The 22,284-nt window shown below is 67.5% G+C and carries 16 protein-coding genes; 6 read left to right on the top strand and 10 right to left on the bottom strand.

The annotated features are described in order from the left end of the window. Window positions 1-259: 259 nt before the first annotated feature. On the bottom strand, window positions 260-1,159 hold the full coding sequence (locus BDW16_RS14765) for a helix-turn-helix transcriptional regulator (RefSeq protein WP_157926352.1): 900 nt from the start codon (window positions 1,157-1,159) through the stop codon (window positions 260-262). 146 nt (window positions 1,160-1,305) lie between these two features. Here BDW16_RS14765 and BDW16_RS14760 point away from each other — a divergent pair, with 146 nt between their 5' ends. The 6 genes from BDW16_RS14760 to BDW16_RS14735 all read left to right on the top strand — a co-directional run bounded on the left by BDW16_RS14760 (window position 1,306) and on the right by BDW16_RS14735 (window position 5,943). After that, complete coding sequence (locus tag BDW16_RS14760; protein WP_066573103.1) at window positions 1,306-1,959, top strand: energy transducer TonB family protein; 654 nt, start codon at window positions 1,306-1,308, stop codon at window positions 1,957-1,959. A 4-nt stretch (window positions 1,960-1,963) separates the two neighbouring features. After that, a complete protein-coding gene (locus BDW16_RS14755) occupies window positions 1,964-2,680 on the top strand; it encodes a hypothetical protein (protein ID WP_125958804.1) in 717 nt (238 codons plus the stop codon). After that, window positions 2,680-3,237, top strand: coding sequence for an RNA polymerase sigma factor (locus BDW16_RS14750; RefSeq protein ID WP_157926351.1), 558 nt, complete (start codon window positions 2,680-2,682; stop codon window positions 3,235-3,237). Before BDW16_RS14755 ends, BDW16_RS14750 begins: the two co-directional genes overlap by 1 nt. Window positions 3,238-3,268: 31 nt before the next feature. Beyond that, window positions 3,269-4,243, top strand: coding sequence for a FecR family protein (locus BDW16_RS14745; protein WP_164519402.1), 975 nt, complete (start codon window positions 3,269-3,271; stop codon window positions 4,241-4,243). A 182-nt stretch (window positions 4,244-4,425) separates the two neighbouring features. Continuing rightward, the gene (gene hppD, locus BDW16_RS14740; RefSeq protein ID WP_066573092.1) at window positions 4,426-5,463 is read left to right on the top strand and encodes a 4-hydroxyphenylpyruvate dioxygenase; all 1,038 of its coding nucleotides are present in this window, start codon (window positions 4,426-4,428) and stop codon (window positions 5,461-5,463) included. A 123-nt stretch (window positions 5,464-5,586) separates the two neighbouring features. Then, entirely contained in the window at window positions 5,587-5,943 is a 357-nt protein-coding gene (locus tag BDW16_RS14735; RefSeq protein ID WP_066573090.1) for a Rieske (2Fe-2S) protein, read from the top strand. On the opposite strand, the gene BDW16_RS14730 is transcribed toward BDW16_RS14735, so the two are convergent. From BDW16_RS14730 to BDW16_RS14690, 9 genes are all read right to left on the bottom strand, one after another. Then, the gene (locus tag BDW16_RS14730) at window positions 5,940-7,412 is read right to left on the bottom strand and encodes a flavin-containing monooxygenase (protein WP_100362778.1); all 1,473 of its coding nucleotides are present in this window, start codon (window positions 7,410-7,412) and stop codon (window positions 5,940-5,942) included. The two genes, BDW16_RS14735 and BDW16_RS14730, sit on opposite strands and share 4 nt — an antisense overlap. Window positions 7,413-7,843: 431 nt before the next feature. Beyond that, a complete protein-coding gene (locus BDW16_RS14725) occupies window positions 7,844-12,040 on the bottom strand; it encodes a translocation/assembly module TamB domain-containing protein (protein WP_066573087.1) in 4,197 nt (1,398 codons plus the stop codon). Next, the gene (locus BDW16_RS14720) at window positions 12,040-14,211 is read right to left on the bottom strand and encodes an autotransporter assembly complex protein TamA (RefSeq protein ID WP_241230472.1); all 2,172 of its coding nucleotides are present in this window, start codon (window positions 14,209-14,211) and stop codon (window positions 12,040-12,042) included. The genes BDW16_RS14725 and BDW16_RS14720 overlap by 1 nt, the downstream gene beginning before the upstream one ends. Before the next feature lie 77 nt (window positions 14,212-14,288). Continuing rightward, window positions 14,289-16,391: a malate synthase G gene (locus BDW16_RS14715; RefSeq protein ID WP_066573084.1), complete on the bottom strand. Its 2,103-nt coding sequence runs from the start codon at window positions 16,389-16,391 to the stop codon at window positions 14,289-14,291. 75 nt (window positions 16,392-16,466) lie between these two features. Beyond that, entirely contained in the window at window positions 16,467-16,919 is a 453-nt protein-coding gene (locus tag BDW16_RS14710) for a MarR family winged helix-turn-helix transcriptional regulator (RefSeq protein WP_066573082.1), read from the bottom strand. 85 nt (window positions 16,920-17,004) lie between these two features. Beyond that, complete coding sequence (locus BDW16_RS14705) at window positions 17,005-18,303, bottom strand: MFS transporter (protein ID WP_066573079.1); 1,299 nt, start codon at window positions 18,301-18,303, stop codon at window positions 17,005-17,007. A 40-nt stretch (window positions 18,304-18,343) separates the two neighbouring features. Further along, the gene (locus BDW16_RS14700) at window positions 18,344-19,135 is read right to left on the bottom strand and encodes a 2-keto-4-pentenoate hydratase (RefSeq protein WP_066573077.1); all 792 of its coding nucleotides are present in this window, start codon (window positions 19,133-19,135) and stop codon (window positions 18,344-18,346) included. 66 nt (window positions 19,136-19,201) lie between these two features. Further along, window positions 19,202-20,641 carry a mannitol dehydrogenase family protein gene (locus BDW16_RS14695; RefSeq protein ID WP_066573071.1) on the bottom strand — a complete coding sequence of 480 codons (1,440 nt, stop codon included), beginning with the start codon at window positions 20,639-20,641 and terminating at the stop codon, window positions 19,202-19,204. Beyond that, window positions 20,638-22,110, bottom strand: coding sequence for a UxaA family hydrolase (locus BDW16_RS14690; RefSeq protein WP_066573888.1), 1,473 nt, complete (start codon window positions 22,108-22,110; stop codon window positions 20,638-20,640). Before BDW16_RS14690 ends, BDW16_RS14695 begins: the two co-directional genes overlap by 4 nt. Window positions 22,111-22,284 lie beyond the last annotated feature (174 nt).

Here is a 22,284-nt window from a genome sequence, read left to right as displayed (position 1 = left end):
CTCTGGCCTTTGGCGCGGGGCTGTGACGCATTTGCTGCAATGCGACATTCCCGCTGCCGGGGCGCCCTTAGGGAGATTCGGGAAAGCACCTCAAGCAAATTGAAGGCGAGATCGACGCAATCTTCTGATCAAGTTGCAATCTATGAAATAAATGTTTCAAGCGATGCAAACAACATCAAATGACTAGACCACAAACAGCCGCTGAATCCTCAGATTCAGCGGCAAATATTGCTGTAGAACTTATTACGGTATTTGCTATCTAATCCGATTCTATATGCACCCCATGTGGAAATCGAGCGTGATCCGCGCGAGTCTTGGTCGGCGTTTCGCCGAACACTCGCTGGTAAGCGCGCGCGAAGGCTGTGACGGATGCGAAACCCGCGGCATGCGCGATTGCGCTCACGGGTCGCGTCTCGCGCGCACTCGCCAGGCGCGTCCGCGCCTCGCTCAACCGAATCCGCTGCGCATAGCTGGCGACGGTCACCCCGACACAGTCGCGGAATCCCCGTTGCAGCGTAACCGGCGTGACTCCCACGCCGCGCGCAAGATCATCAAGATCCCATGCCCGCGACGGATCGGCGTCGAGCCGGCGCCGCGCCAGGCTGATCGATCGCGACGCCGGGCACGCCACATCGATCCCCTCGTGCGAGGCGAGCGCGGCAATCACGGCTTGAATGACAGCGCCAGCCTTCATGCTCTCGCAACCGCTGTTCCCGAGCGCAGCAAGACCTGCATCGGCCTGGAAGACGAAGACGGCACGTGCCAGCCGCCGAGCCCCGCCATGAACCTCGCTCGCCCAGGCCTGAGCTGCGTTGCGGGGCAGGGAAAGCCGAACCACGCGCCCCGCCGCCTGACACGTGCACATGACCGGGTCGAGGTGCGCATTCAGGATTGCCTGACCCGCGGACACGCGCACGCCCACGTCCACGCCGTCGATCGCGAAACAGGCCGCGCCCTCGATCATGACCGCCAATCCGATGCGCTTCGCGCTGGCTTGCAGCTCGATCCGCTCACCCGCAACAACACTAGCGCAGGTCACGGTCATTTCGACGTCGCAAAGCAAAGCCGGAACCCGCGACGAAACGATATCACCGGCGTCGTCGATAGGCCGCAACGCCGCCCGTTCCACATCAATTCTCGCCGCGCAGCTCGCTCGCATGAACCGTCCTCCATCTGCTGGACAGCCGATGCGAGCCGATCGCGAACGACTTTCTTGCGTGCGCGCAGATGTCATGAAGCAGCCTTAGGGACCTCGCTCATGAAGAGCAGGACCTCCCTCTCCTCCGCCCCGGGTGCAGCGATCGCATGAAACCGGACCCGGTCGAGCGCATCGTTTCACTGGCGCTGGCAACGCTTATCCCGGCGGCTGCCGGCGTGGCGTTGTTATGGACGCTACCGCCCGGCGACGGCGGCCGCGGCGGCAAACGCGAAGGCCGCAACGGCGTGCTGGTCGTCGAGATGCTCCCGCTCCAACCGGTCTCCGCGACACTCGCTGCGGGTGCCCCGCCACCGTCCGGGGCAAGCGAGGCACGCCCCTGGCCGCAGCGGCATCCGGCCGGCAGCACCATACTCGGCATGCCGCAACCGGCCGGCGGATCGAGCCCCCCGGCCCCGGTACGCGAGAAGATCGCGGGACATGTCCCCGGCGAAAGCGTTTCGAGCCTGAGCGGATCGAGTGCGGTCAGCTATCGTGAGACGCTGCTCGCGCACATCGCCCGCTATCGGCGCTACCCTGCCGACGCGCGGCGCGATCATGTCGAAGGGACGGTCGAGATCCGTTTCATACTCGATCGCGCCGGTGCCGTTCAAAGCGCCTGGATCGCGGCAAGCTCCGGCCGTACCAATCTCGACGCCGAAGCGCTGGCAGCGATCCACCGCGCCGCGCCGATGCCCGCGATTCCGTCGGAACTGCCCGATTCGCTCGACATCACCCTGCCCATCGAATTCGAGATCGGCTGACCGCGTGCCGCGTACCGGAACGATCGGGGCAGTCGAGCTTGCCATATGCGCCAGCATTGTCGCGATACCCTGCGGTGGCGCACGCGCGTTGCAGGCACAGCCGGCCGAGCGCGACTATGATATTCCAGCCCAGGACCTCGAGGCCGCCCTCCTCAAGCTGGGACGCGAGAGCGGGATCGACGTCCTGTACGAACGGGGTGTGCTGGCGGGACTTCGCTCCGCTCCGGTCAAAGGCGCGTTGACCCCGCAAGCCGCGGTCGCGCGCATGCTGGCTGGCGCGCCCGTCACGCACCGCTTCACCAGCGCGTCGGCCGTGCTCGTGCTCCCTGCGCCGAAAGCAGGCCGCGATAGCGGCGCCGACAGCCCCCCTGCCGGTGCAGCCACGGCGCCCCGGCTCGTGCTCGACCGGCTGCAGATCAAGGCAGAACGGATCATCGGTCAGCAGCCGGGCCCGGACTATCGCCCGTTCGGCCAGCTCGTCCGCTCGACCATCGCCCGGCGATTGCAAGACGACCCGCGCACGCGCGGGCGCAGCTTCAGCGTTCGCCTTGCCGTGGCAATGGACCCGCATGGCATCATCCGCGATCCGCTCGTCCGGCGCAGCAGCGGCACCGGCCAGCTCGATCGCGCAATCGCCTCGGTGGTGTCGGGCACCGCTCTTCCCGAGCCTCCCCCCGTCGGCATGCCCCAGCCGATCTGGCTGGAGATCGTTGCGCGATGATGGCCGACGCCCCCCGATCGCTGCTGCTGCGCTCGCTGCTCGCGCGCTACTCCTCGCTGCGCGGCCGCCTCGCGCGCCGGTTCGGGCCGCAGATCGCCGAGGACGCGCTGCAGGAGACCTGGATCCGGATCGAGACGCGCGCCGATCTCGCGCCGGTCAAGGATCCGGAGGCCTATGTCTATCGCGCGGCGCTCAACACCGCGCACAATCTGGTCAAGTCCGAGAACCGGCGGCTCAGCTTCGTCGATATCGAGGAGCTGCTGGGCGTCGCTGACGATGCGCCCGGCCCCGCGGCCATCGCCGCCGATCGCGCGGACGTTGCCGTCGTCGCCCGCGCGCTTTCGGAGCTGACCGAGCGGCAGCGCATCATTTTCCAGGAGGCGTTTCTCGGCGATGTCAGCCACCACGTTCTCGCCGAACGCTTCGACGTGAGCATCCGCACGGTTCAGAAGGATCTACGGCGCGGCATCGATTTGTGCGCACGCCGGCTGGGCAAAAGAAAGTCGTTCGTCACCGGCATGGCCAGACTGTCCGACAGAGAGGAAGAGCAGGAATGACGATCGCCCGGGGGCGCAACGGCCGATGACGATGCGCGACACAGAGACGAATGGCCTTTCGCCTCCGATGCACGAGGCATTGGGCTGGGTCGTCCGTCTCACATCGGGTTCGGCGACCCGGGCCGACGCGCATGCCTTCGAAGCATGGCGCGCGCAGGATCCGGCGCATGCCGAGGCGTTTCGCGAAGCGGCGGCGATGCGCAGGGCGCTGCGCGCGATGCCGCTCACGGATGCCACCGGCCTCTCCGACAACGTCGTCCCCTTCGGTGCGCGGCTGCGACACGCGGCGATGGGCCGGCGCGGCTTCCTCGTCACCGGCGGTGCCATCGCTGCGTCCGGCGCAATGCTGATGGTGAACCCGCCCTACGAACTCTGGCCCTCGCTCGCCGAGCTGCGCGCGGGCGAACGGACCGGCGTCGGGGAGCGTAGGCTGCTGCGCCCCATGGCCGGGGTCACGATCGAGATGAACGGCCGCACCGCGCTTTCGCTCGATACCGTGCGGCGGCAGGCAATCCTGATCTCGGGCGAAGCCTTTATCGCAGTCGCGGAGAACGCCGCCGCCCTCGCGATCCGCGTTGGCGACACCCGCTGGCTCGGCAAGGCGACGCAGTTCGACGTGCGAGCCAGCGAGCGGGAAACCTGCGTCACCTGCCTTACCGGGCATTTGTTCGGCGAGCAGGGTACCGCACGGCACCGCATCGTCGCGGGCCAGCGTTTCGCTGCTGCGCCCGGGGAAGCCGCCCGGATCACGCAGATCGATCCGGCGGTGAGCGGAAGCTGGCGTCGTGGCGTGCTGATCTTCCGCGATACACCGCTCGCCGCGGCGATCGAAGACATCAATCGCTACCGCCACGGACGCATCATCCTGTCGAACGAAGCGGTCGGCAGGCGGCTGGTAAGCGGCATGTTCCACACCGCACAGATCGAGAATGCCGTGTCGCAGATCCAGCAGCTGCTGGACCTCGACGTCACCGAGATCGCAGGCGGCGTGACGGTGATCGGCTGAACAGCCGGCTCAGCCGAAAGCCCTCCACGGGACGACCTTCAGCGCGCTGCGCACTGTGTTTGTGCGCGAACGGAGTCGGCGGGGGCGGAAAGGCGCGAAAGCTGGATAAGGCGATTTGGTATCAATTGACACCAAATTTGCCGAGGTCTAGGTTCAGCCACACCTTTCCGGAGCGCTGGACCATGACCGACCCCGCCAACCCCCTCGGCCTCAACGGCTTCGAGTTCGTCGAGTTCACCTCGCCCGATCCCGCGGCGATGGCCGCGCAGTTCGAGCAGCTCGGCTTCGTTGCAAGCCACCGCCACCCGACCAAGAACATAACCCGCTACAAGCAGGGCCGCATCAACCTGATGCTCAACCGCGACGATGCTGGGCGCGTGGCGAAGTTCCGCGGCGAGCACGGCCCCTCGGCCAGCGCGATGGCATTCCGCGTCGCGGACCCGGTCAAGGCGATGGAATGGGCGCTGGCGCATGGTGCCGAGCGGACCGAGGAGGACGACACCGTCATCCTCGGCATCGGCGGATCGTACCTCTACTTCATTCAGGACGGCCACGACCTGTACGAGAATTGGGCCGAAATCCCCGGCTGGCAGGAAGCCGAAGCCGCCAACAATGTCGGCCTCGACCTGCTCGACCACCTCACCCACAATGTCCGCCGCGGTCAGATGCGGGTGTGGTCGCAATTCTACAAGACGCTCTTCGGGTTCGAGGAGCAGAAGTATTTCGACATCAAGGGCCAGGCGACCGGCCTTTTCAGCCAGGCGATGATCGCCCCCGACAAGGCGATCCGCATCCCGCTCAACGAGAGCCAGGACGACAAGAGCCAGATCGAGGAGTTCATCCGCGAATACAAGGGCGAGGGGATCCAGCACCTCGCGCTCACCACGGACGACATCTACGACACGGTCGAGCGGCTGCGCGCGCGCGGCGTCAGGCTGCAGGATACGATCGAGACCTATTACGAGCTGGTCGACAAGCGCGTCCCCGGCCATGGCGAGGACCTTGAGCGGCTGCGCAAGAACCGCATCCTCATCGACGGCAATGTCGGTGAGGAGGGGATCCTGCTGCAGATCTTCACCGAGAACATGTTCGGCCCGATCTTCTTCGAGATCATCCAGCGCAAGGGCAATGAAGGGTTCGGCAACGGCAATTTCCAGGCGCTGTTCGAGAGTATCGAGCTCGACCAGATCCGCCGCGGCGTGATCAAGGTCGACGCCTGACCAATTGGAGAGGAGAGCCGGGACCACCCGGCCCCCAATTCCTTCCAAAGGGGGAAGGAACCGGATGCGGGGGTGGACCAAGCACCACTCCCGCATCCTACTTTTCCGGACACGATCATACGCATGAGCGAACGCCTTTCCTCGACCCCGCCGGGCGTCCGGCTCGGCCCGATCGCGCTGATCGCCGACGGCGGTGCGCGCAACTTCGTGCTCGAGATGAAAGCCGGCCGCTTCCATGGATTCGCGGTGCGCAGCGGTGACGCGGTGCACGGCTATGTCGATCGCTGCCCGCATATGGGCCTGCCCCTCGCCCAGCAGCTCGATGCCTATCTCACCTCCGATCGCACCCTGATCCAGTGCAGCTGGCACGGCGCGCTGTTCCGAATCGACGATGGCGCCTGTGTCGGCGGCCCGTGCGCCGGCGCCGCGCTCACCCCCTGGCCGCTCGAGGTGCGCGACGGCGAGATCTTCACCGCCTAGGCAGCGGCCCTCGTTTTCGGTTCCGGGTTGGAGAATTCCATGCCCTCGTCGATCCCGCCCCAGCGCAGCGCGACGAGGTCGAGCGCGTAATTCTGGTGCACGCGCCACGGCTTGCGATTCCCCTGCTTGGGGAATTTGTCCATGCCGCGCTGGACATAGCCCGAGGTGAAGTCGAGGAACGGCTCCGGCTCGACGTCGCCGGCGATGCGCGGGGTCGCCTGGCGCATCCCGCGCTTCTTCATCGTGTTGAGCAGACGCGCGACATAAGCGGCGGTAAGGTCCGACTTCAGCGTCCAGCTCGCATTGGTGTAGCCGAAGCTGGAGGCGAGGTTCGGGATGTCCGAATACATCATCGCCTTGTAGCCGAGCGACTTGGCCGGATCGACCCGCACCCCATCGACGGTGAAGGGAATGCCGCTCATCAGCTGCATGTCGAGGCCGGTCGCGGTGACGATCACCTCGGCCGGAAGCAGGTCGCCCGACTTGAGGCGGATGCCCTCTTCCTCGAACGTCTCGATCTGATCGGTGACGACCGATGCACGCCCCTCGCGGATCGACGCGAACAGGTCGGCGTCGGGGACGAGACAGATGCGCTGGTCCCAGGGATTGTAGCGCGGCGTGAAATGGGTCGCGACGTCATAGTCCTCACCCAGCTCGTCGCGGACCATCTGGATCAGCCGCTCCTTGGTCTTCTCGGGCTTTCTGCGCGCGAGCCGGTAGAAGAACTGGCCGAGCGAGATGTTCTTGAGCCGGGTCAGCCGATAGGCGAGCTTGCCGGGCAGCTTCGCGCGCAGCCAGTTGGCGATGCCGTCCTCCGACGGGCGCGCGACGATATAGGTGGGCGAGCGCTGGAGCATCGTCACATGCGCGGCGGTCTTCGCCATTTCCGGCACTAGCGTAACCGCGGTCGCCCCGGAGCCGATCACGACCACGCGCTTGCCGGCATAATCGAGGTCCTGCGGCCAGTGCTGGGGGTGGACGATGTCCCCCTTGAAGCGATCGCGCCCGGCGAACTCGGGGAGATAGCCCGCGGCGTAGTTGTAATAGCCCGAGCACATGAAGAGGAAATTGCAGGTGAACGCGACCGGTTCCTTGTCCGGCCCGCGCTCGACGCTGACCGTCCAGCGAGCGTCTTCGGTCGACCAGCTGGCGCCGGTCACGCGATGCTGGTGCCGGATATGCCGGTCGATGCCATGATCGCGCGCGGTTTCGTCCAGATAGCGCAGGATCGAGGGGCCATCGGCAATCGCCTTCGCCTGGGTCCAGGGGCGGAAGCTGTAGCCGAGCGTGTACATGTCGCTGTCGGAGCGGATGCCGGGATAGCGGAACAGGTCCCAGGTCCCGCCGATGCGCTCGCGCCCTTCCAGGATCACATAGCTGCGGTCGGGACAGTCGCGCTGGAGGAAATAGCCCGCCCCGATGCCCGAGATCCCCGCACCCACCACCACGACATCGAAATGCTCGGTCATCCGTCTCTCCCGCGCAGATACTTACATCTGTGTAAGTAAAGCGCAATGCCGTTGTGAGCGATCTGCCGGCGCATCGCCCAAATTGCTGAACGTTAGCGTTCATTTAATTCACGAAGGTAATACAGAACGCGTATATGGGAGTCCCGATTGACACAGGTCGTGCGCGGGCGGCAGACCGGGAGTGACCTGTGCAGGTGCATGGCGTCCGCATAGCGGAATGCGGCAATGTAGGAAAATTCCACAGCGTCGGTCCGGCCGGCATTAACGGGCACAGGCTGCCCAGCCCCGTCCGTGACCCCGGCCTCGTGCCGGGGTCCACCGGGAGGCAGGCGTCGGACAAGAGGTGCGACGGTTTCCGGCGCGGCACAGTGGACCCCGGCACGAGGCCGGGGGACGAAGGCTTGTATTGCAGGCGCCAATATGTGCGCGGGCTAGTAATCCTTCGAATATTTGAGGCCTGCCCGCGATCCGCCGAACGAGCCGGTCTGCGAGAGCAGGCTGAGCGACCGCGTCAGCGCGATCTCCAGCTGCACCGCGGTATAACCGCGCGCGTCGGTGATGATTTCGACATAGATGTCATCGGTAAGATACTGGCCGGCGGCGAGCGCCATGCCGCGGCCGGTGGTGTCGTCTTCGCCGAGGATGCGCAGCCGGTCGATCCCCGCGGCCGAGCGGAGCTGGCCGAGCGGGTTGAGCCCGCCCGAGGCGCGCAGCGAGTTCAGCGCAGCGGCGAGCTGGATCGCCTCGGTCGCCGACAAATTGGTGACCGAGCTGCCGAACAACAGGCGCGAGAGCACTTCGTCCTGCGGCAGTGCCGGAGTCGAGGTGAAGGCGATGCGCGGCTGCTGGCCGGTGCCGGTGATGTTGATGATCGCGGTCACTCCCTCGGCGCTCGTGTTGGCCGAGATGTTGATGCTGGGATCGGTCAGCGGCCCGCCTTCAAAGTTGATCTGGCCGCGTGTCAATTCGAACCGGCGGCTGGCGAAGCTGTAGGTGCCACGCACCACCTTGGCCTCACCCGTGACGATCGGGGCAGCGGACGTGCCCGTCACTTGCATTCGTGCGCTCCATTCGGATTCGAGGCCCATGCCGCTCACGAACAGCCGGTTGTCCGCCACCACCGCGACGTTGAGGCGGAAGATGCCGGCGGGCTTGGTCCGCACCGGGCGCTTGCCCTCCGCGTCGAGCTCGCTCTTGCGGTAGACGCCGGTCAGCTCGGGCACCTCGGCCGCGCCCTGTCGGATGATCTGGTAGCGCGCGTCGGGGATGATGATCCGCCCCTCGATCAGCCCGCCGTCGAGGCCGTTGGTGATGCGCAGTTGCCCGGTCGCGGTCGCGCCCAGCGCATCGCTGCGCGCCAGCCGCGCGTTGCGGAAGCGTGCGGTGATGTCGACCGGGAAGCCCTCGGCCGAGGACAGGCCCACCGTTCCCGTCGCGATCACGCGGCCATTGCCCGCCACCGCATTCATCTCGGTGATGTCGAGCGTATCGGAATCGAAGCGGCCTTCGATCTTCATCTGGGTCAGCCGCGTGCCCCAGGTCTCGTTCTCATAGGTCAGGTTGGCGGCGCGCATCTGCCCGGTGATCTGCGGCGCGCGCAGCTGGCCCGAGAAATCCGCCGCGATCGAGATCGGTCCCGCCACCGACTGGTTGGTGAAGCCCGCGAGCGAGAACAGCACCGCCGAGGGACCGTTGTAGCGGATGCCGCCCGACAGCGGCGCCGCCATCAGCCGCTCGCTCCAGCTCGCGCCGGAGCCGAGCGGCTGGAGCGTCGCGATCATCCGGCCGATCGTGGTCTGGCCGCGCTTGATCACCGCGCGCGCGTCGCCGCCCTCGGGCAGCAGCCGGCCGACAAAGGCAATGTCCACCGGGGTCGAGACCCCCGCCAGGCTCGACCGGTTGAAGCCGGCGATGTCGAGGCGCGTGACCGCCTGCGGGAAGCTGCCGTCCGCGGCCTGACGGAAATCGATCGATCCGGTGGCGCTGCCGCCGATTCCGAGGCCCGGGGAGAAGGCGTTGGCGATGGCAAGATCGAGCTTGTCGATCCGCGCCTGGACGCTCAGCCCGTCGCCCCAATTGCCCGCAACACGCGCGCTGCCGCGGTCGAAATCGATCTGGGTCGGCGCGAGGCGATAGCCGGCATCGCTCACCGCGATCTGCGCCGCCTTTGGCGTGCGGAAACCGATATTGTTCGCGCGGCCCGCGAGCGCGACATGCCAGAGATCGGGCGTGAAACGGGCATTGGCGGCAACGCGGAAGGGCACGCCCGACGACCCTTCGGCCAATGCCTGTGCCGTCCCGCGACCGCCGCGATAGTCGATCTTGCCGCGTGCCCGCGCCAGCACGAACTCACCGCGCCGCAGGTTCGCGACCTGCGCCTCGCCGGTGATCGCGGGGGCATCGTCGTAGAGCACCACCGTCGCGTTGACGACCGCGCGGCCGATGGTGAATTCGAGATCGCCGGGGATCTTCGCGTTGGCCGCGGTCGCGCGCACCACCGCCTGCTGATATTTGCCCTGCGCCGACAGATCGACGTTGCCGGTGATGCCGGAACCGACAAAGGCGAGCGCGCCCGCAAATGGTCCCGCGGCGGTCTGGGTCAGCTTGCCGGTGATGTCGGTTCCCGCAAAGCGCGCCGTGCGCACGTCCACCGTCATCGCCGCGCCGGTTCGGACCAGCACGTCGGCGGTGAATGGGCCGTAGCTGGTCCCGCCCTTGGCGGTGACGGCATAGGCATCGCCCTGCCCACGGATGCGCGCCTCGAGGTTGGCGAGGCCGACGCCGAGGCCCGGTTTCGGCGCGCGCAGGTCGATGACGGGCGCGTAGAGCGTGCCCGTCACGCGCGCGGACACGGGGCCATAGGCCTTGGACACGCCGTCGGCATTCAGCAGCAGCGGCCCGGCCGGGTCGTAGCGGCCCGAGCCGCGCTGAATCGCGAATTGCGGCGCCGCGAGCGTCAAATTGCTGAATTCGATGATCCCGCTGGGACCAAGGCCGACATTGACGCTGAGGATCGCGTTGCCGCCCAGGAAATCGCGCACGCCCGTATTGAACAGCTTCGTGCTGCGCCCGACGATCCGGCCCTTGATCCCCCAGCCGCCGCCCGGCGCAGCATAGAGATCGGCATCGGTGGTGAGGTTGACGATGCCGATACTGTCGATTTTGTAGTCGTTGACGCGTCCCTTGAGGGCGCCGGCATAGCGGCCGGTGGCGATGTTGGCGGCGATGATCGCCGTCGCGTCGATCCTGTCCGAACGGATGCGCAGATTTTCCGAGAGGACCTGCATCCCGGTCACCGCGAGATCGCCCGCCAGCGTCACATTGGTGAGCAGGCCCCCGGCCGCGGCATTGAGGCCCGCGACGCGCTTCGCCCGCGCCTTGACCGGAACGAGGATGCGGTCCGCATTCACCGTCGCCAGCCCCTCGGCATAGAGGCCCTCGACCACCGTCTCGCCAAAGCCGAGCGCGGCCGCCTGAAGCTTGTAGTTCACCGTCGGCGTCGCGAACGGGCCGTTGAGCGCGACCGCGCCCACCACCGACCGGCCGTTGAGATTGGGTGCGATCGCGCCGGGAGTCAGCAACGTGCCTTCGACACGGAACTGGTCGAACGCATTCCTGCCCAGATCGATCGTCCCGGTGGTGGTCAGCGCCATCGCCTTCGAGCGCAGCCGCAGCCGGGTGTCGGCGCGGCGCCGGTCGAGCGTCGCATCGAGCGCGACCTGGAGATCGGGGGCGGTCAGCCGCTCGACCGGTCCCTTGAAGATCAGCCCCGGCCGGGTGGTGCCGCGAACCTGGAACGTCCCCTTGCGCGCGGCGACATCGAGGTTGGCGAGCGGCGCGCCGCCGAGCGTGCCGGTGGCGCGCCCCTGCCAGCGTTCCCAGCTGCCGCGGCCATCGAGCCGGAGCGCCAGGGGCGCCTTCAGCCCCGTCAGCCCCGCGACCAAGCCGTTTGCGGGGGCATTGAGATCGGCGCGCATGTCGAGCTTGTTGGCGTCGGGAACCGCGTCGAGCACCAGCCCGACCAGGTCGCCGCCCTGCCGCCCGAGCGTGCGCCCGTTGACGATCACGCGCGCGCGCCGGTCGGCGATCGCCGCCTCACCGCTCAGCGTCGCGACATAGCGCCGCCCCGCGACGGGCGGATCGAGCACCAGCCGGTCGATCGACAGCCGCCCGATATCGATGTCGAGATCGGGCAGATAGGGCGCATCGGGATCGCCCGGTCTGAGCTCGGGCAGGCGCGCGACCCGCACCAGCGGACTGGTTGCCGAGCGGACATCGATATGGTTGTCGAGATAGGCAAAGGGACGCCAGTCGACCGCGATCGAGGGCGAGGTCGCGAACACGCCCCTTGGATCGCTGACCCGCACGTCGCGCAGCACCATCGCCCCATAGAGCGATCCCTCGATCCGGCCGACCTTGATGTTGAGCCCGCTCGCCGTGCTGTACCGGCCGATCTGGTCGGCGACGAAGCGCTTGCCGGGGCTGGTATTGAGCCCGAAAATCGCGAGCGCGACCAGCAGCGCGAGACCAATAACGCCGATCGCAAGCCACTTCGCGATGCGCAGCCATAGCGGCGACCGGGCGGTACCGCCGGTCTCGATCTCTGCCGGGGCGCCCGCTTCCGCCATCAGAAGGCCTGCCCGATCGAGATGTAGAGCGCGATCTTGCTCTCGCCCGGCTTGCGGTTGATCGGGGTGGCGACGTCGAGCCGCAGGGGGCCGAAATTGGTGTACATCCGCCCGCCGATGCCGAAGCCGAAGCGCATGTCAGTGAACTGCGGCGTGGTGCTTTCATAGACCTGCCCGGCATCGATGAAGGGCACGATCCCGAAATCGCCGAAGCGGTAGCGCGCCTCGATCGCGAATTCATTGTAGCTGCGGCCGCCGATCGGCTTGCCGTCCGGTGCGCGGGGCCCGAGCTCCTGATAGCCGAAGCCGCGCACCGATCCGCCGCCGCCCGCATAGAAGCGCCGCGACGGGGCGAGGTCGTTGCGCTCGATCCCCTGGATCGTGCCGAACCGCGCGCGGCCGGCGATCACGATGCTGTCGCCGATCGGATAATAGCCGGTCCCTTCGAGCATCGCGCGGGCATAGGGGCGCACCGCTCCGCGGACCGAGGTTTCGGGACTCAAGTTGAGCTTCACCCGGAAGCCGCGGGTCGGGTTGAGCAGATCGTCGGACTTGTCCCACCCGGCGAACAGCGGCAGCGTGGCGATGAAATAGGCGCCGCGGCGGCGCTCGCCGCGGTCGAAATCATAGCGGTCCTCGCTCGTCCCGATCAGTTCCACGCCATAGCTATAGGTCAGCGGCTTCTGCCAGATCGGCGTCGAATCGTACGAGACGCGCGCGCCCAGCGTACCGGTCAGGCTGGTGAACGCCTCGACATCCTTGCGCAATGCCGATGCGAAGAGCTGGAATGTCCGGTCGCGCCGGCCGGCATTCGAGCGGCGGAAGGTTGCCGACGCGCCCTGTTCCTGCGTACCCGCGACCCCGGCGAGGATCAGCGCGCCTTCGGGCGGGAACAGGTTGCGATGGGTCCAGCTGACCTCGGCGCGCAGCCCCTGCCCCGTCGAAAAGCCCAGCTCGCCCGCAAGCGTGCGCGGCGGCCCGGCGGTCTGGCGGACGAGCAGATCGACATATTCGGTGCCCTCGGGCGCCGCCTCGCCGGTCTTCACCGGCTCGACCGAGACCGTCGAGAACAGGCTGGTCGCGATCAGCGCATCGCGCAGGTCATCGACCTTGCGGCTGTCATAGAGATCGTCGCGATCGAAGCGGGTCAGCACCTCGATATGCTTCGCGTCGAACACCAGCTTGCCTTCGGTCGTGATGGCACGGAAGCGCGCGCGCGGGCCGATGGTCACGGGCAGCAGATAGTCGCCGGTCTGCGTTTCATCGTCGAGCAGGATGTCGCGCTGTCCGACCTCGGCAAAGGGATAGCCGTTCTGCGGCAGCGCCACGCTCACCGCCGCTTCGGCCGCCTGGACGCGAACCGCATCGATCGGCTCGCCGGTCTGCAGCTTGAAATTGTCGGCGATCAGGCTGGGCGGAACGGTCGGATCGGCGTCGATCCTGATCGCCCCCAATTTGTAGAGCGGCCCGGGGATCGCGGCGATCGTCGCGGTCACCGGGCGCGCGGCGCCGGGGGCCTGATCGACCGTCGCCACCGCGGACGCATCATAATAGCCGAGCGACTTCATCAGCCGCACCGCCAGCGCCTCGTCCTCGCGCGCACGAGCGCCGATGATCGCGGCGTTGGCCGCGGCCCCATCACCATCCTCCAGCGCCGAGAGCGCCTTGAACTCGTCGTCGAGCCCGATCTCGGCAAGGCCGGTCACCCGCGTGACATAGCGGATCTCCACCCGGGATTCCTCGACCGTCATGGCTTCGGCGATCGGTGTGCTGTCGAATTCGCTGAGCGGCGGGAGCGGCGCGGCCAGATCGGTCTGCTCACCGGCGGGGGGCAGATTCACGCCGAGCGGGTCCGCGGCATCGACCCCGGGCTCCGCCGGGGGCGCTGCCGGATCGGCGGGCGCCATCGGTTCGAGCGGCGCGTTCATGTCGTCGCTCAAGGGCGGGAGCGACTTGTCGAACTCCTCGTCCGAGACGATCGGCTTGTCGTTGGCTGCCGGCGCCGCAGCGCGGTCCTGCACCGAACGCCGCACTTGCGGAGGGGTATCCGCGGTAGCGCCCTGGCCGGGCTTGCCTGCATTGCTGCCGATCTGTGCGCCGGCCGGCGCCAGCGCGCTGCTCGCCAACAGCAGGATCCCCAGTCCGACGCCCGAAATGCCCTGTCCTCCCAATGGGATCGCGATCCTTGCCCACTCGCTAACCCAACGAGCGAGCCGGGGGAAGGTTCAAGCGCCGGAACGAGCCATTTTCAGCCCCGCGCCTTCGCCTCCGCCCGGAACCTGTGCAGCAAAGGCTCGGTATAGCCGTTGGGCTGGGCGACGCCGTCGAACACCAGCGCGCGCGCCGCCTGGAAGGCGAGACTGGCGGCTTCGTTCCCCGCCATCGGGCGGTAGAGCGGGTCGCCGGCGTTCTGCGCATCGACCTTTGCGGCCATCCGCACGAGCGCGGCATCGACATCCGCGGCAGTCGCGACGCCGTGAAGCAGCCAGTTGGCCATGTGCTGCGAGCTGATCCGCAGCGTCGCGCGATCCTCCATCAGGCCGATGTCGTTGATGTCGGGCACCTTGGAGCAGCCGACGCCCTGATCGATCCAGCGCACGACATAGCCGAGGATGCCCTGGGCGTTGTTGTCGAGCTCGCGCGCGACGTCTTCCGGGGTCCAGTTGCGGCCCGGTGCAGCGACGGGAATGGTCAGCAGCGGCGCGAGCCCGGGTACGGTTTCGCCGGCAATCTCGCGCTGGCGGGCGAAGACATCGACCGTGTGATAGTGCATCGCGTGCAGCGTCGCCGCGGTCGGCGAGGGCACCCAGGCGGTGTTGGCGCCGCTTTGCGGATGGCCGACCTTGACCTCGAGCATCTCGGCCATGCGATCGGGGGCGGCCCACATGCCCTTGCCGATCTGGGCCCTGCCGGACAGGCCGTGCGCCAGGCCGATGCGCACGTTGCGGTCCTCATAGGCCTTGATCCAGCTCGACGCCTTCATCTCCGCCTTGGGGATCATCGGGCCGGCGCGCATCGAGCTGTGGATCTCGTCGCCGGTGCGATCGAGGAAGCCGGTGTTGATGAAGGCGATGCGTCCCTTCACCGCATGGATGCACGCGGCGAGGTTGGCAGAGGTGCGCCGCTCCTCGTCCATCACCCCGACCTTGATCGTGTGGCGATCGAGACCCAGCAGATCCTCGACCGCGTCGAACAGGTCGTTGGTGAAGGCGGCCTCGTCCGGGCCGTGCATCTTCGGCTTGACGATATAGACGCTGCCGGTGCGGCTGTTGCGGTGCGTCCCCAGCCCCTTGAGGTCGTGGAGCGCGATGGTGGAGGTGACGATCGCGTCGAGGATGCCCTCGGGCGCCTCATCGCCATCGATCAGCACGGCCGGGTTGGTCATCAGATGCCCGACATTGCGGACGAAGAGCAGCGACCGGCCGGGCAGCACGAGGTCGCTGGCGAACGGGCGCTGATAGACGCGGTCTTCCGCCAGCCGCCGGGTCAGCGTCTTGCCGCCCTTGTCGAACGTCTCGACCAGATCGCCGCGCATCAGGCCGAGCCAGTTGGAATAGGCGGCGACCTTGTCGTCCGCATCCACCGCCGCGATCGAATCCTCGAGATCGACGATCGTAGTCAGTGCCGCTTCGAGCAGCACATCGGCGATCCCCGCCGGATCGGTGCGGCCGATCGTCGAGTCGCGGTCGATCACCACTTCGATGTGCAGACCGTTGTGGCGGAACAGCAGCGAATCGCCGCGCGTGCCGACGAGCTGCCCCGGATCGGCGAGCGGCAGATCGCCACCGGCAAAGTCCACCCATTTCATGCCCGCGAGCGGCACGGCTTCGTCGAGAAATGCCTTGGCCGCCGCGATCACCTGCGCGCCGCGCTCCGCATCGTAACCACCCGCTCTGGCCGCGCCGGGCAGAGCATCGGTGCCGTAAAAGGCGTCGTAGAGGCTGCCCCACCGGGCATTGGCCGCGTTGAGGACGAAGCGCGCGTTGAGCGCGGGCACGACGAGCTGCGGCCCAGCCATCGTCGCGATCTCCGCATCGACATCGGCGGTGGTGACGGTGAAGGCGCCGGGCTGGTCGACCAGATAGCCGATGCCGCGCAGGAAGGCCTCCTGCGCCGCGGGATCGGCAGCACGTGCGGGGTCTTCGGCGCACCAGGCATCGATCTGCGCCTGAAGCGAATCGCGCGTATCGAGCAGCGCGCGGTTGCGCGGCGCGAAGCGGGCGAAGATCGCCGCCGCTCCGCTCCAGAACACGTCCGCATCGATGCCCGGGCCGGGCAGCACGCGCTCCTCGACGAAGCGGGCAAGCGGCTCCGCCACCGACAATCCGGCGCGCGTCACATAAGCGGTCATGCGAAACTCCTCCTGGGTAATCTCAATCCGGCCCTGGGGAGGGAGTGCCCGATTAGACGAGTGACCCGGTGGCGATCAACCCCCGGTGCCGATCGCCGCGGCCACATTCTCCACCCGCTCGAGCATGTTGCGCAGCTGGCCCTGCTCGGCGTCGGACAGGCTTTCGAAGATGCGGCGTTCGAGCTCGAGCGCCTTGGGCGCGACCTGGCGGTAGAGCGCCCAGCCGTCGATGCTGAGCTCGAGCAGATGCGAACGCTGGTCGTCGGGATTGGGGGTGCGGGTGACGAGGCCGCGTTCGTAGAGCGAGATGGCGGCGCGGCTGACCGTCACCTTGTCCATCTGGGTGCGGCCGCACAGCGCCTGCTGGCTCATCGCCCCGAATTCGGCAAGCACGGTGATCAGGCGCCATTCGGGAATGCGCAGGCCGAACAGTGCCTGATAGGCGCCCGCAATGGCACCCGACACCCGGTTGGATGCCACCGAAAGGCGGTAGGGAAGGAACGCGTCGAGCTTGAGTGTTGCCGTCATAGGACAGTGATTGCCTCGTTCCAGCGGCGGGCGCAATGAGAGCATTGCTTCATTGCGCCCAAAGCGGGACTACGGACAGATAATATCAAGCGGTTTCGTCGACTTTCACCGGCTCGAGCCGGGGCGAGAGCAGGTGGACGACCAGCAGCGCGACGAAATAGGCGCTGCCCGCGACCCAGAAGAGCGGCCAGTAGACGCCGAGGCGATCGAGGATCTCGCCGGCATAGAAGGCCATCAGGATGCCGCCGACCGCACCGACCGTGCCGCCGATGCCGACCACCGAGCCGACCGCGCCGCGCGGGAACAGGTCGGACGGGAGCGCATAGAGGTTGGCCGAGAACGCCTGGTGCCCGGCGGTCGCGACGCCGATCACCAGCACCGCCACCCACACGCTGGTGATCGATTCGGCGAACACCACCGGCAGGACGAGGCAGGCGCAGACGAACATCGTCAGCTTGCGCGCATAATTGGCCGACTTGCCCGCCTTCATCAGCTTCGACGACATCCAGCCGCCGAACACGCTGCCGACGTCGGAAATCAGGTAGATCGCCGCGAGCGGGATGCCGAAGGTGAGGAGGTTCAAGTCATATTGCTTGAACAGATAGCCCGGCAGCCAGAAGAGGAAGAACCACCAGATCGGGTCGATGAAGAACTTGCCGAGCGAATAGGCCCAGGTCTCCTTGCGGGTCAGCACGGTGGCGTAGCCGATCGGCTTGACCGGATCGGCCGGGTCCTGCTCGATCCAGGCGAGCTCGCCCTCGCTGACCTTGGGGTGCTGGCGCGGGCTGCGGTACATCGCCCACCAGGCGATCAGCCAGACGAAGCTGATCACCCCGGTGACGACGAACGCCATGCGCCAGCCCCAGGCGATCACCATCAGCGGCACCACCAGCGGGGTGATCACCGCGCCGATATTGGCGCCGGCGTTGAACACGCCGATCGCGAAGGCGCGCTCCTTGGCCGGGAACCATTCGGTCACCGCCTTGATGCCCGCCGGGAAGTTGCCCGATTCGCCGATGCCGAGGCCGAAGCGGGCCATCGCGAACTGGGTCATCGAATAGGCGCCGCCATGCGCGATATGCGCGAGCTGCCAGATGACGAAGGCGACCGCATAGCCGACGCGCGCGCCGACCATGTCCACGAACTTGCCGAAGCCGATATAACCGATCGCATAGGCGATCTGGAACCAGATGATGACGCCCGCGAAATCGCGTTCAGACCAGTGGAGGTCCTGCATCAGCGTCGGCTTCAGCACGCCGATCATCTGCCGGTCGATATAGTTGATGACCGTCGCCGCGAACAGCAGCGCGACGATCATCCAGCGGTAGCGCCCCGCATTGGCGGCGGCACCCGTCCGGATACCCTCAGCCTGGCTCGCGTCCATTCAGTCTTCTCCTTTGACCGCCCCGGTGACCGGGGTCGGGTTATCGGGGTCTGGCCGCTTCGATCGAGCAGCTCACCTGCATGCCGTTGAAGGTCGCCGTCACTGTGGCACCGACGGGCACTTCATGTACACCGGTTACCGCACCCGACGAGATCCACTGTCCCGCTTCGAGCGCAACGCCGCGTGCGGCCATCGATTCGAACAGGAAGCGCGCCGCGCCGACCGGCCCGTCGAGCATTGCGCGCGCGGTCGCCGCGCCCGCCTGCTCGCCGTCGATCAGCAAGGTCACCGGCCAGTCGATGAAGTCGAGACTGCGCCAGTCCGGAATCGCATCGCCCACCACCAGCCCGTAATTATTGCCGAAGTCCGAAATGGTGACGAGCGGGCCGAACGCGTTGATCCCCGGAAAGGGCGAACTCGCGACCTCGATCCCGACATGCACCGCGTCGATCAGATCGGCGGCTTCGTCCATCGTGTAGCGGGTCTTGGCTGGATCGGGGGCGCGGGCGATGCGCAGCAGGAATTCGGCTTCGCCCGCGGCGAAACCTTCGGCGAAGACGGGCATCGCCGGGTTCTCGCCGCGTCCGTCGCGCACGCTGTCCGCAAAGATCGGACCGGCAAGTCGGTTGGTGCCGAGCTGGGTATCGAGCGGCGGATTGATCCTGCCGACCTTCCAGCCGGCGACCTGGCCGCCGTTCAGCGTCCGCGCGCGATCCTGGATCGCATAGGCATCGTCCAGCGATTCGGGCGGGGTACCGGGATAATCGGGCAAACCCGTTGCCGTGCGGCGCGCCGTGACGAAGGCCTGCGCGATCGCGTCCAAACTACTCATCCACCCCTCGCTCTGTTCTCGAAGCGACGGGGTAGTGGAAACCGGTGTCATTGACAAGAGCCGCAATCAACGCGCCAGCAGCGCCTCGACACGCCCTTCGGCAAGGGCCTCGACCCCGGCGGTCACTGCCGCACGATAGGCGGCGTGACCGGCGATTTCGGGCCGGAACACCGCCTCGAAGGCGAAGAGCCGATCGACGAGTTGCGCGGGCGAGGCGCCAGCCGCAGCATCGGCGAGCGGCGCGGCGAGCGGATCGGTGATCGCCTCCCCCGCCGCGGCCCGGCGCGCGACGAAGTGCATCCACGCCGCGACCGGCACCGCGAGGCGATCGACCGGCCGCCCCGCGCGGATCGCCGCAGCGGTGGTGTCGAGCAGGCGATAGGGCAGCTTCTGCGAACCATCCCAGGCGATCTGCGAGAGCAGATGCCGGATCGCGGGATTACGGAAACGCTCAAGCACAGCCTGAGTATATCCGGCGTGATCGAGGCCCGCGACCGGATCGAGCACCGGGACGATATCCTGCAGCGCCAGCCGCTCGGCAAAGGCTGCGAGCTGGGCCTGCCCCATCGCGTCCGCCACCGTCTCCAGCCCCATGGCGAGGCCGAGATAGGCAAGGCTGGAATGCAGGCCATTGAGGATGCGCAGCTTGGCGCGCTCATAGCCGCCGACATCGCTGGTCAGCGTCGCGCCCGCACCGGCAAGATCCGGGCCGTCCGCCAGCGTGTAGGGGCCGATCACCCATTGAGTGAAAGCCTCACGCTGCACCGTCGCGCGGTCTTCGACGCCGAGTTCCGCCGCGACCCTGGCATAGAGCGCATCGTCGCTGGCGGGCGTGATCGAATCGACCATCGTGTCGGGGAAGGCGGCGGTATCGGCGATCCACTTGGCCAGATCGGCGTCGCGTGCGGCCGCCAGCGCGATCGTCGCCGCGCGCAGCTTGCCGCCATTGCCCGAGAGATTGTCGCAGCACAGCACCATGAAGGGATCGGCACCGGCCGCGCGCCGCGCCGCGAGACCCTGGACCAGCCAGCCGACGAAGCTGCGGGGCTCGCCGCCCTGAAGGTCCGCGACGATATCCGGGTGGCTCATGTCGAGGGTGCCGTCGCCGGCGAGGCAATAGCCCTTCTCGGTCACGGTCGAGGTGACGATGCGAACCTCGGGCCTGGCCAGCAGCGCCGAAACCTGCGCGCCGCCGCCCGGCCCGATCCAGGTCCGGTGCGCGCCGATCACGCGCATCGACGGTTCGCGGTCGAGCACGGCCAGCGTGTAAAGCCCGTCCTGCGCAGCCAACGCCTCGACCGTGCCGCCCGACCGCAGCGAGACCGCGGCGATGCCCCAGCGCGGATCGTTCGCCAGCACGGTATCGAAATAGCTCGCCTGATGCGCGCGGTGGAAGGCGCCCGGCCCGAAATGGACCACGCCGGTCGAGACCGTGGCGGGGTCATAGGCAGGCTTCACGATCGCCGCGGGCACATCCCGCAGCGTTTCCAGCGTCAATCGGCTCACAGGGTCACGCCTCGCTTCCAGATTGCAATTTCACGCTCGCCATTGCGTTCGGCGGCGGCTTCCTCGCCCGATGCGATCGCGGCGATACGCGCGAGCAGGGCATCGGCGGCGACGTCCATGCCGTCGGTCAGCACCTGCCCGGCGTCGAAGTCGATCCAGCCCGGTTTCCGCGCGGCGAGATCGGAGTTGGACGCGATCTTGAGCGTCGGCGCGGGGAAGCCCAGGGGCGTGCCCCGACCGGTCGTGAACAGGATCACCGTCGCCCCCGCGGCCGACAGCGCGGTCGAGGAGACGGCGTCGTTGCCCGGCGCCTCGAGCAGGGTCAGCCCGGTACGCTTCACGCGATCGCCATAGTCGATCACGTCAGTGACGATTGCCTGACCACCCTTCTGCACCGCGCCGAGGCTCTTCTCCTCCAGCGTGGTGATGCCGCCCGCGATGTTGCCGGGCGACGGGTTCTCCGACACCGGCTCGCCATGGTCGATGAAGTAGCGTTTGAAGCGGTTCACCAGCGCGCCGATCGCATCGAACGTATCGGCATCGGCGGCGCGCGCCATCAGCAATTGCTCGGCGCCGAAGATCTCGGGAATCTCGGTCAGGATCGCCGATCCGCCGGCGTCGGTGATGCGATCGGCCATGATGCCGACCAGCGGGTTGGCGGTGAGGCCGGAGAGGCCATCCGACCCGCCGCATTTGACCCCCAGCACCAGCCGGTCGAGGCCCATCTCTTCGCGCTGCGCGGTCGCGGCGAGCTGCGCCAGCTCGAGCACCTTCCCGACCCCCTCGCCGATCTCGTCAGGCGAGGATTGCGCGCCGACGGTGCGGACGCGCATGCGCACATCCTCTGGCAGGGTTTCGAGCAGCGCCGAAAGCTGGTTCGATTCGCAGCCGAGCCCGACGAGGAGCACGCCGCCGGCATTGGGATGCTGCGCGAGCGCGGAGAGGATGTTGCGCGTGCCGTCGAGATCATCGCTCAATTGCGAGCAGCCGAACGGGTGAGCGAAGGCGTGGACGCCGTCGACGCCAGCGGGGAGCAGGGCTTCGGCCTTGACCGCGATTTTCTGTGCGGTGCGGCCGACGCAGCCGACGGTGGGCAGTATCCAGATCTCGTTGCGCGTGCCCGCCCGGCCATCGGCGCGCGGATAGCCGCGCCACTTGATGGCCGATGCCGCCGCCGGCGCGCGCTCGGCGCCGGCGCCGCCCCCATAGGCTGCCTCGCCCGCCAGCGCGGTCGCGACATTATGGACATGGACATGATCGCCCGGGGCGATCGCCGCGGTCGCCCGCCCGATCGGGAAGCCGAATTTGAGCACCGGATCGCCCGGCGCGTGCGCGACCAGCGCGAATTTGTGCGCGCGCGGGATCGCGTCGCTGAGGGTGACGCCAAGCACTACCTCCCCCGCCACCAGATTGCGCAGCGCGGTGGCGACGGTATCGGCGCCGTGGATTCGAAGAGCGGCAGGATTCATCATACGACTACCGGTGTCAGTACGCCAGCACGGCCCGATTGGCTAGGCCCCGGATGCACGCTATGCACGAGGGTCCAAACTCAACTAGGACGTGGGCATGACAGAGGCGCAAAAGCTCCCCGGCAAGGCGGCCGCGAAAGCAGGTAGCGGTGCCTACCTGACGAGCGGCCAACG

Source organism: Sphingomonas koreensis, from assembly GCF_002797435.1.
Taxonomy (GTDB): Bacteria; Pseudomonadota; Alphaproteobacteria; order Sphingomonadales; family Sphingomonadaceae; genus Sphingomonas; species Sphingomonas koreensis.
The sequence above is the reverse complement of the archived record's forward strand: the minus strand, read 5'-3'. Positions and strand labels throughout refer to the sequence as shown.

What these genes read in the sequence shown, in the direction of transcription:
- hppD (WP_066573092.1), top strand. Translation starts at nt 4,426, where the DNA reads ATGACCGACCCCGCCAACCCCCTCGGCCTCAACGGCTTCGAGTTCGTC.
- BDW16_RS14725 (WP_066573087.1), bottom strand. Translation starts at nt 12,040, where the DNA reads ATGGCGGAAGCGGGCGCCCCGGCAGAGATCGAGACCGGCGGTACCGCC.
- BDW16_RS14730 (WP_100362778.1), bottom strand. Translation starts at nt 7,412, where the DNA reads ATGACCGAGCATTTCGATGTCGTGGTGGTGGGTGCGGGGATCTCGGGC.
- BDW16_RS14745 (WP_164519402.1), top strand. Translation starts at nt 3,269, where the DNA reads ATGCGCGACACAGAGACGAATGGCCTTTCGCCTCCGATGCACGAGGCA.
- BDW16_RS14735 (WP_066573090.1), top strand. Translation starts at nt 5,587, where the DNA reads ATGAGCGAACGCCTTTCCTCGACCCCGCCGGGCGTCCGGCTCGGCCCG.
- BDW16_RS14760 (WP_066573103.1), top strand. Translation starts at nt 1,306, where the DNA reads ATGAAACCGGACCCGGTCGAGCGCATCGTTTCACTGGCGCTGGCAACG.
- BDW16_RS14700 (WP_066573077.1), bottom strand. Translation starts at nt 19,135, where the DNA reads ATGAGTAGTTTGGACGCGATCGCGCAGGCCTTCGTCACGGCGCGCCGC.
- BDW16_RS14765 (WP_157926352.1), bottom strand. Translation starts at nt 1,159, where the DNA reads ATGCGAGCGAGCTGCGCGGCGAGAATTGATGTGGAACGGGCGGCGTTG.
- BDW16_RS14690 (WP_066573888.1), bottom strand. Translation starts at nt 22,110, where the DNA reads ATGAATCCTGCCGCTCTTCGAATCCACGGCGCCGATACCGTCGCCACC.
- BDW16_RS14715 (WP_066573084.1), bottom strand. Translation starts at nt 16,391, where the DNA reads ATGACCGCTTATGTGACGCGCGCCGGATTGTCGGTGGCGGAGCCGCTT.
- BDW16_RS14750 (WP_157926351.1), top strand. Translation starts at nt 2,680, where the DNA reads ATGGCCGACGCCCCCCGATCGCTGCTGCTGCGCTCGCTGCTCGCGCGC.
- BDW16_RS14710 (WP_066573082.1), bottom strand. Translation starts at nt 16,919, where the DNA reads ATGACGGCAACACTCAAGCTCGACGCGTTCCTTCCCTACCGCCTTTCG.
- BDW16_RS14705 (WP_066573079.1), bottom strand. Translation starts at nt 18,303, where the DNA reads ATGGACGCGAGCCAGGCTGAGGGTATCCGGACGGGTGCCGCCGCCAAT.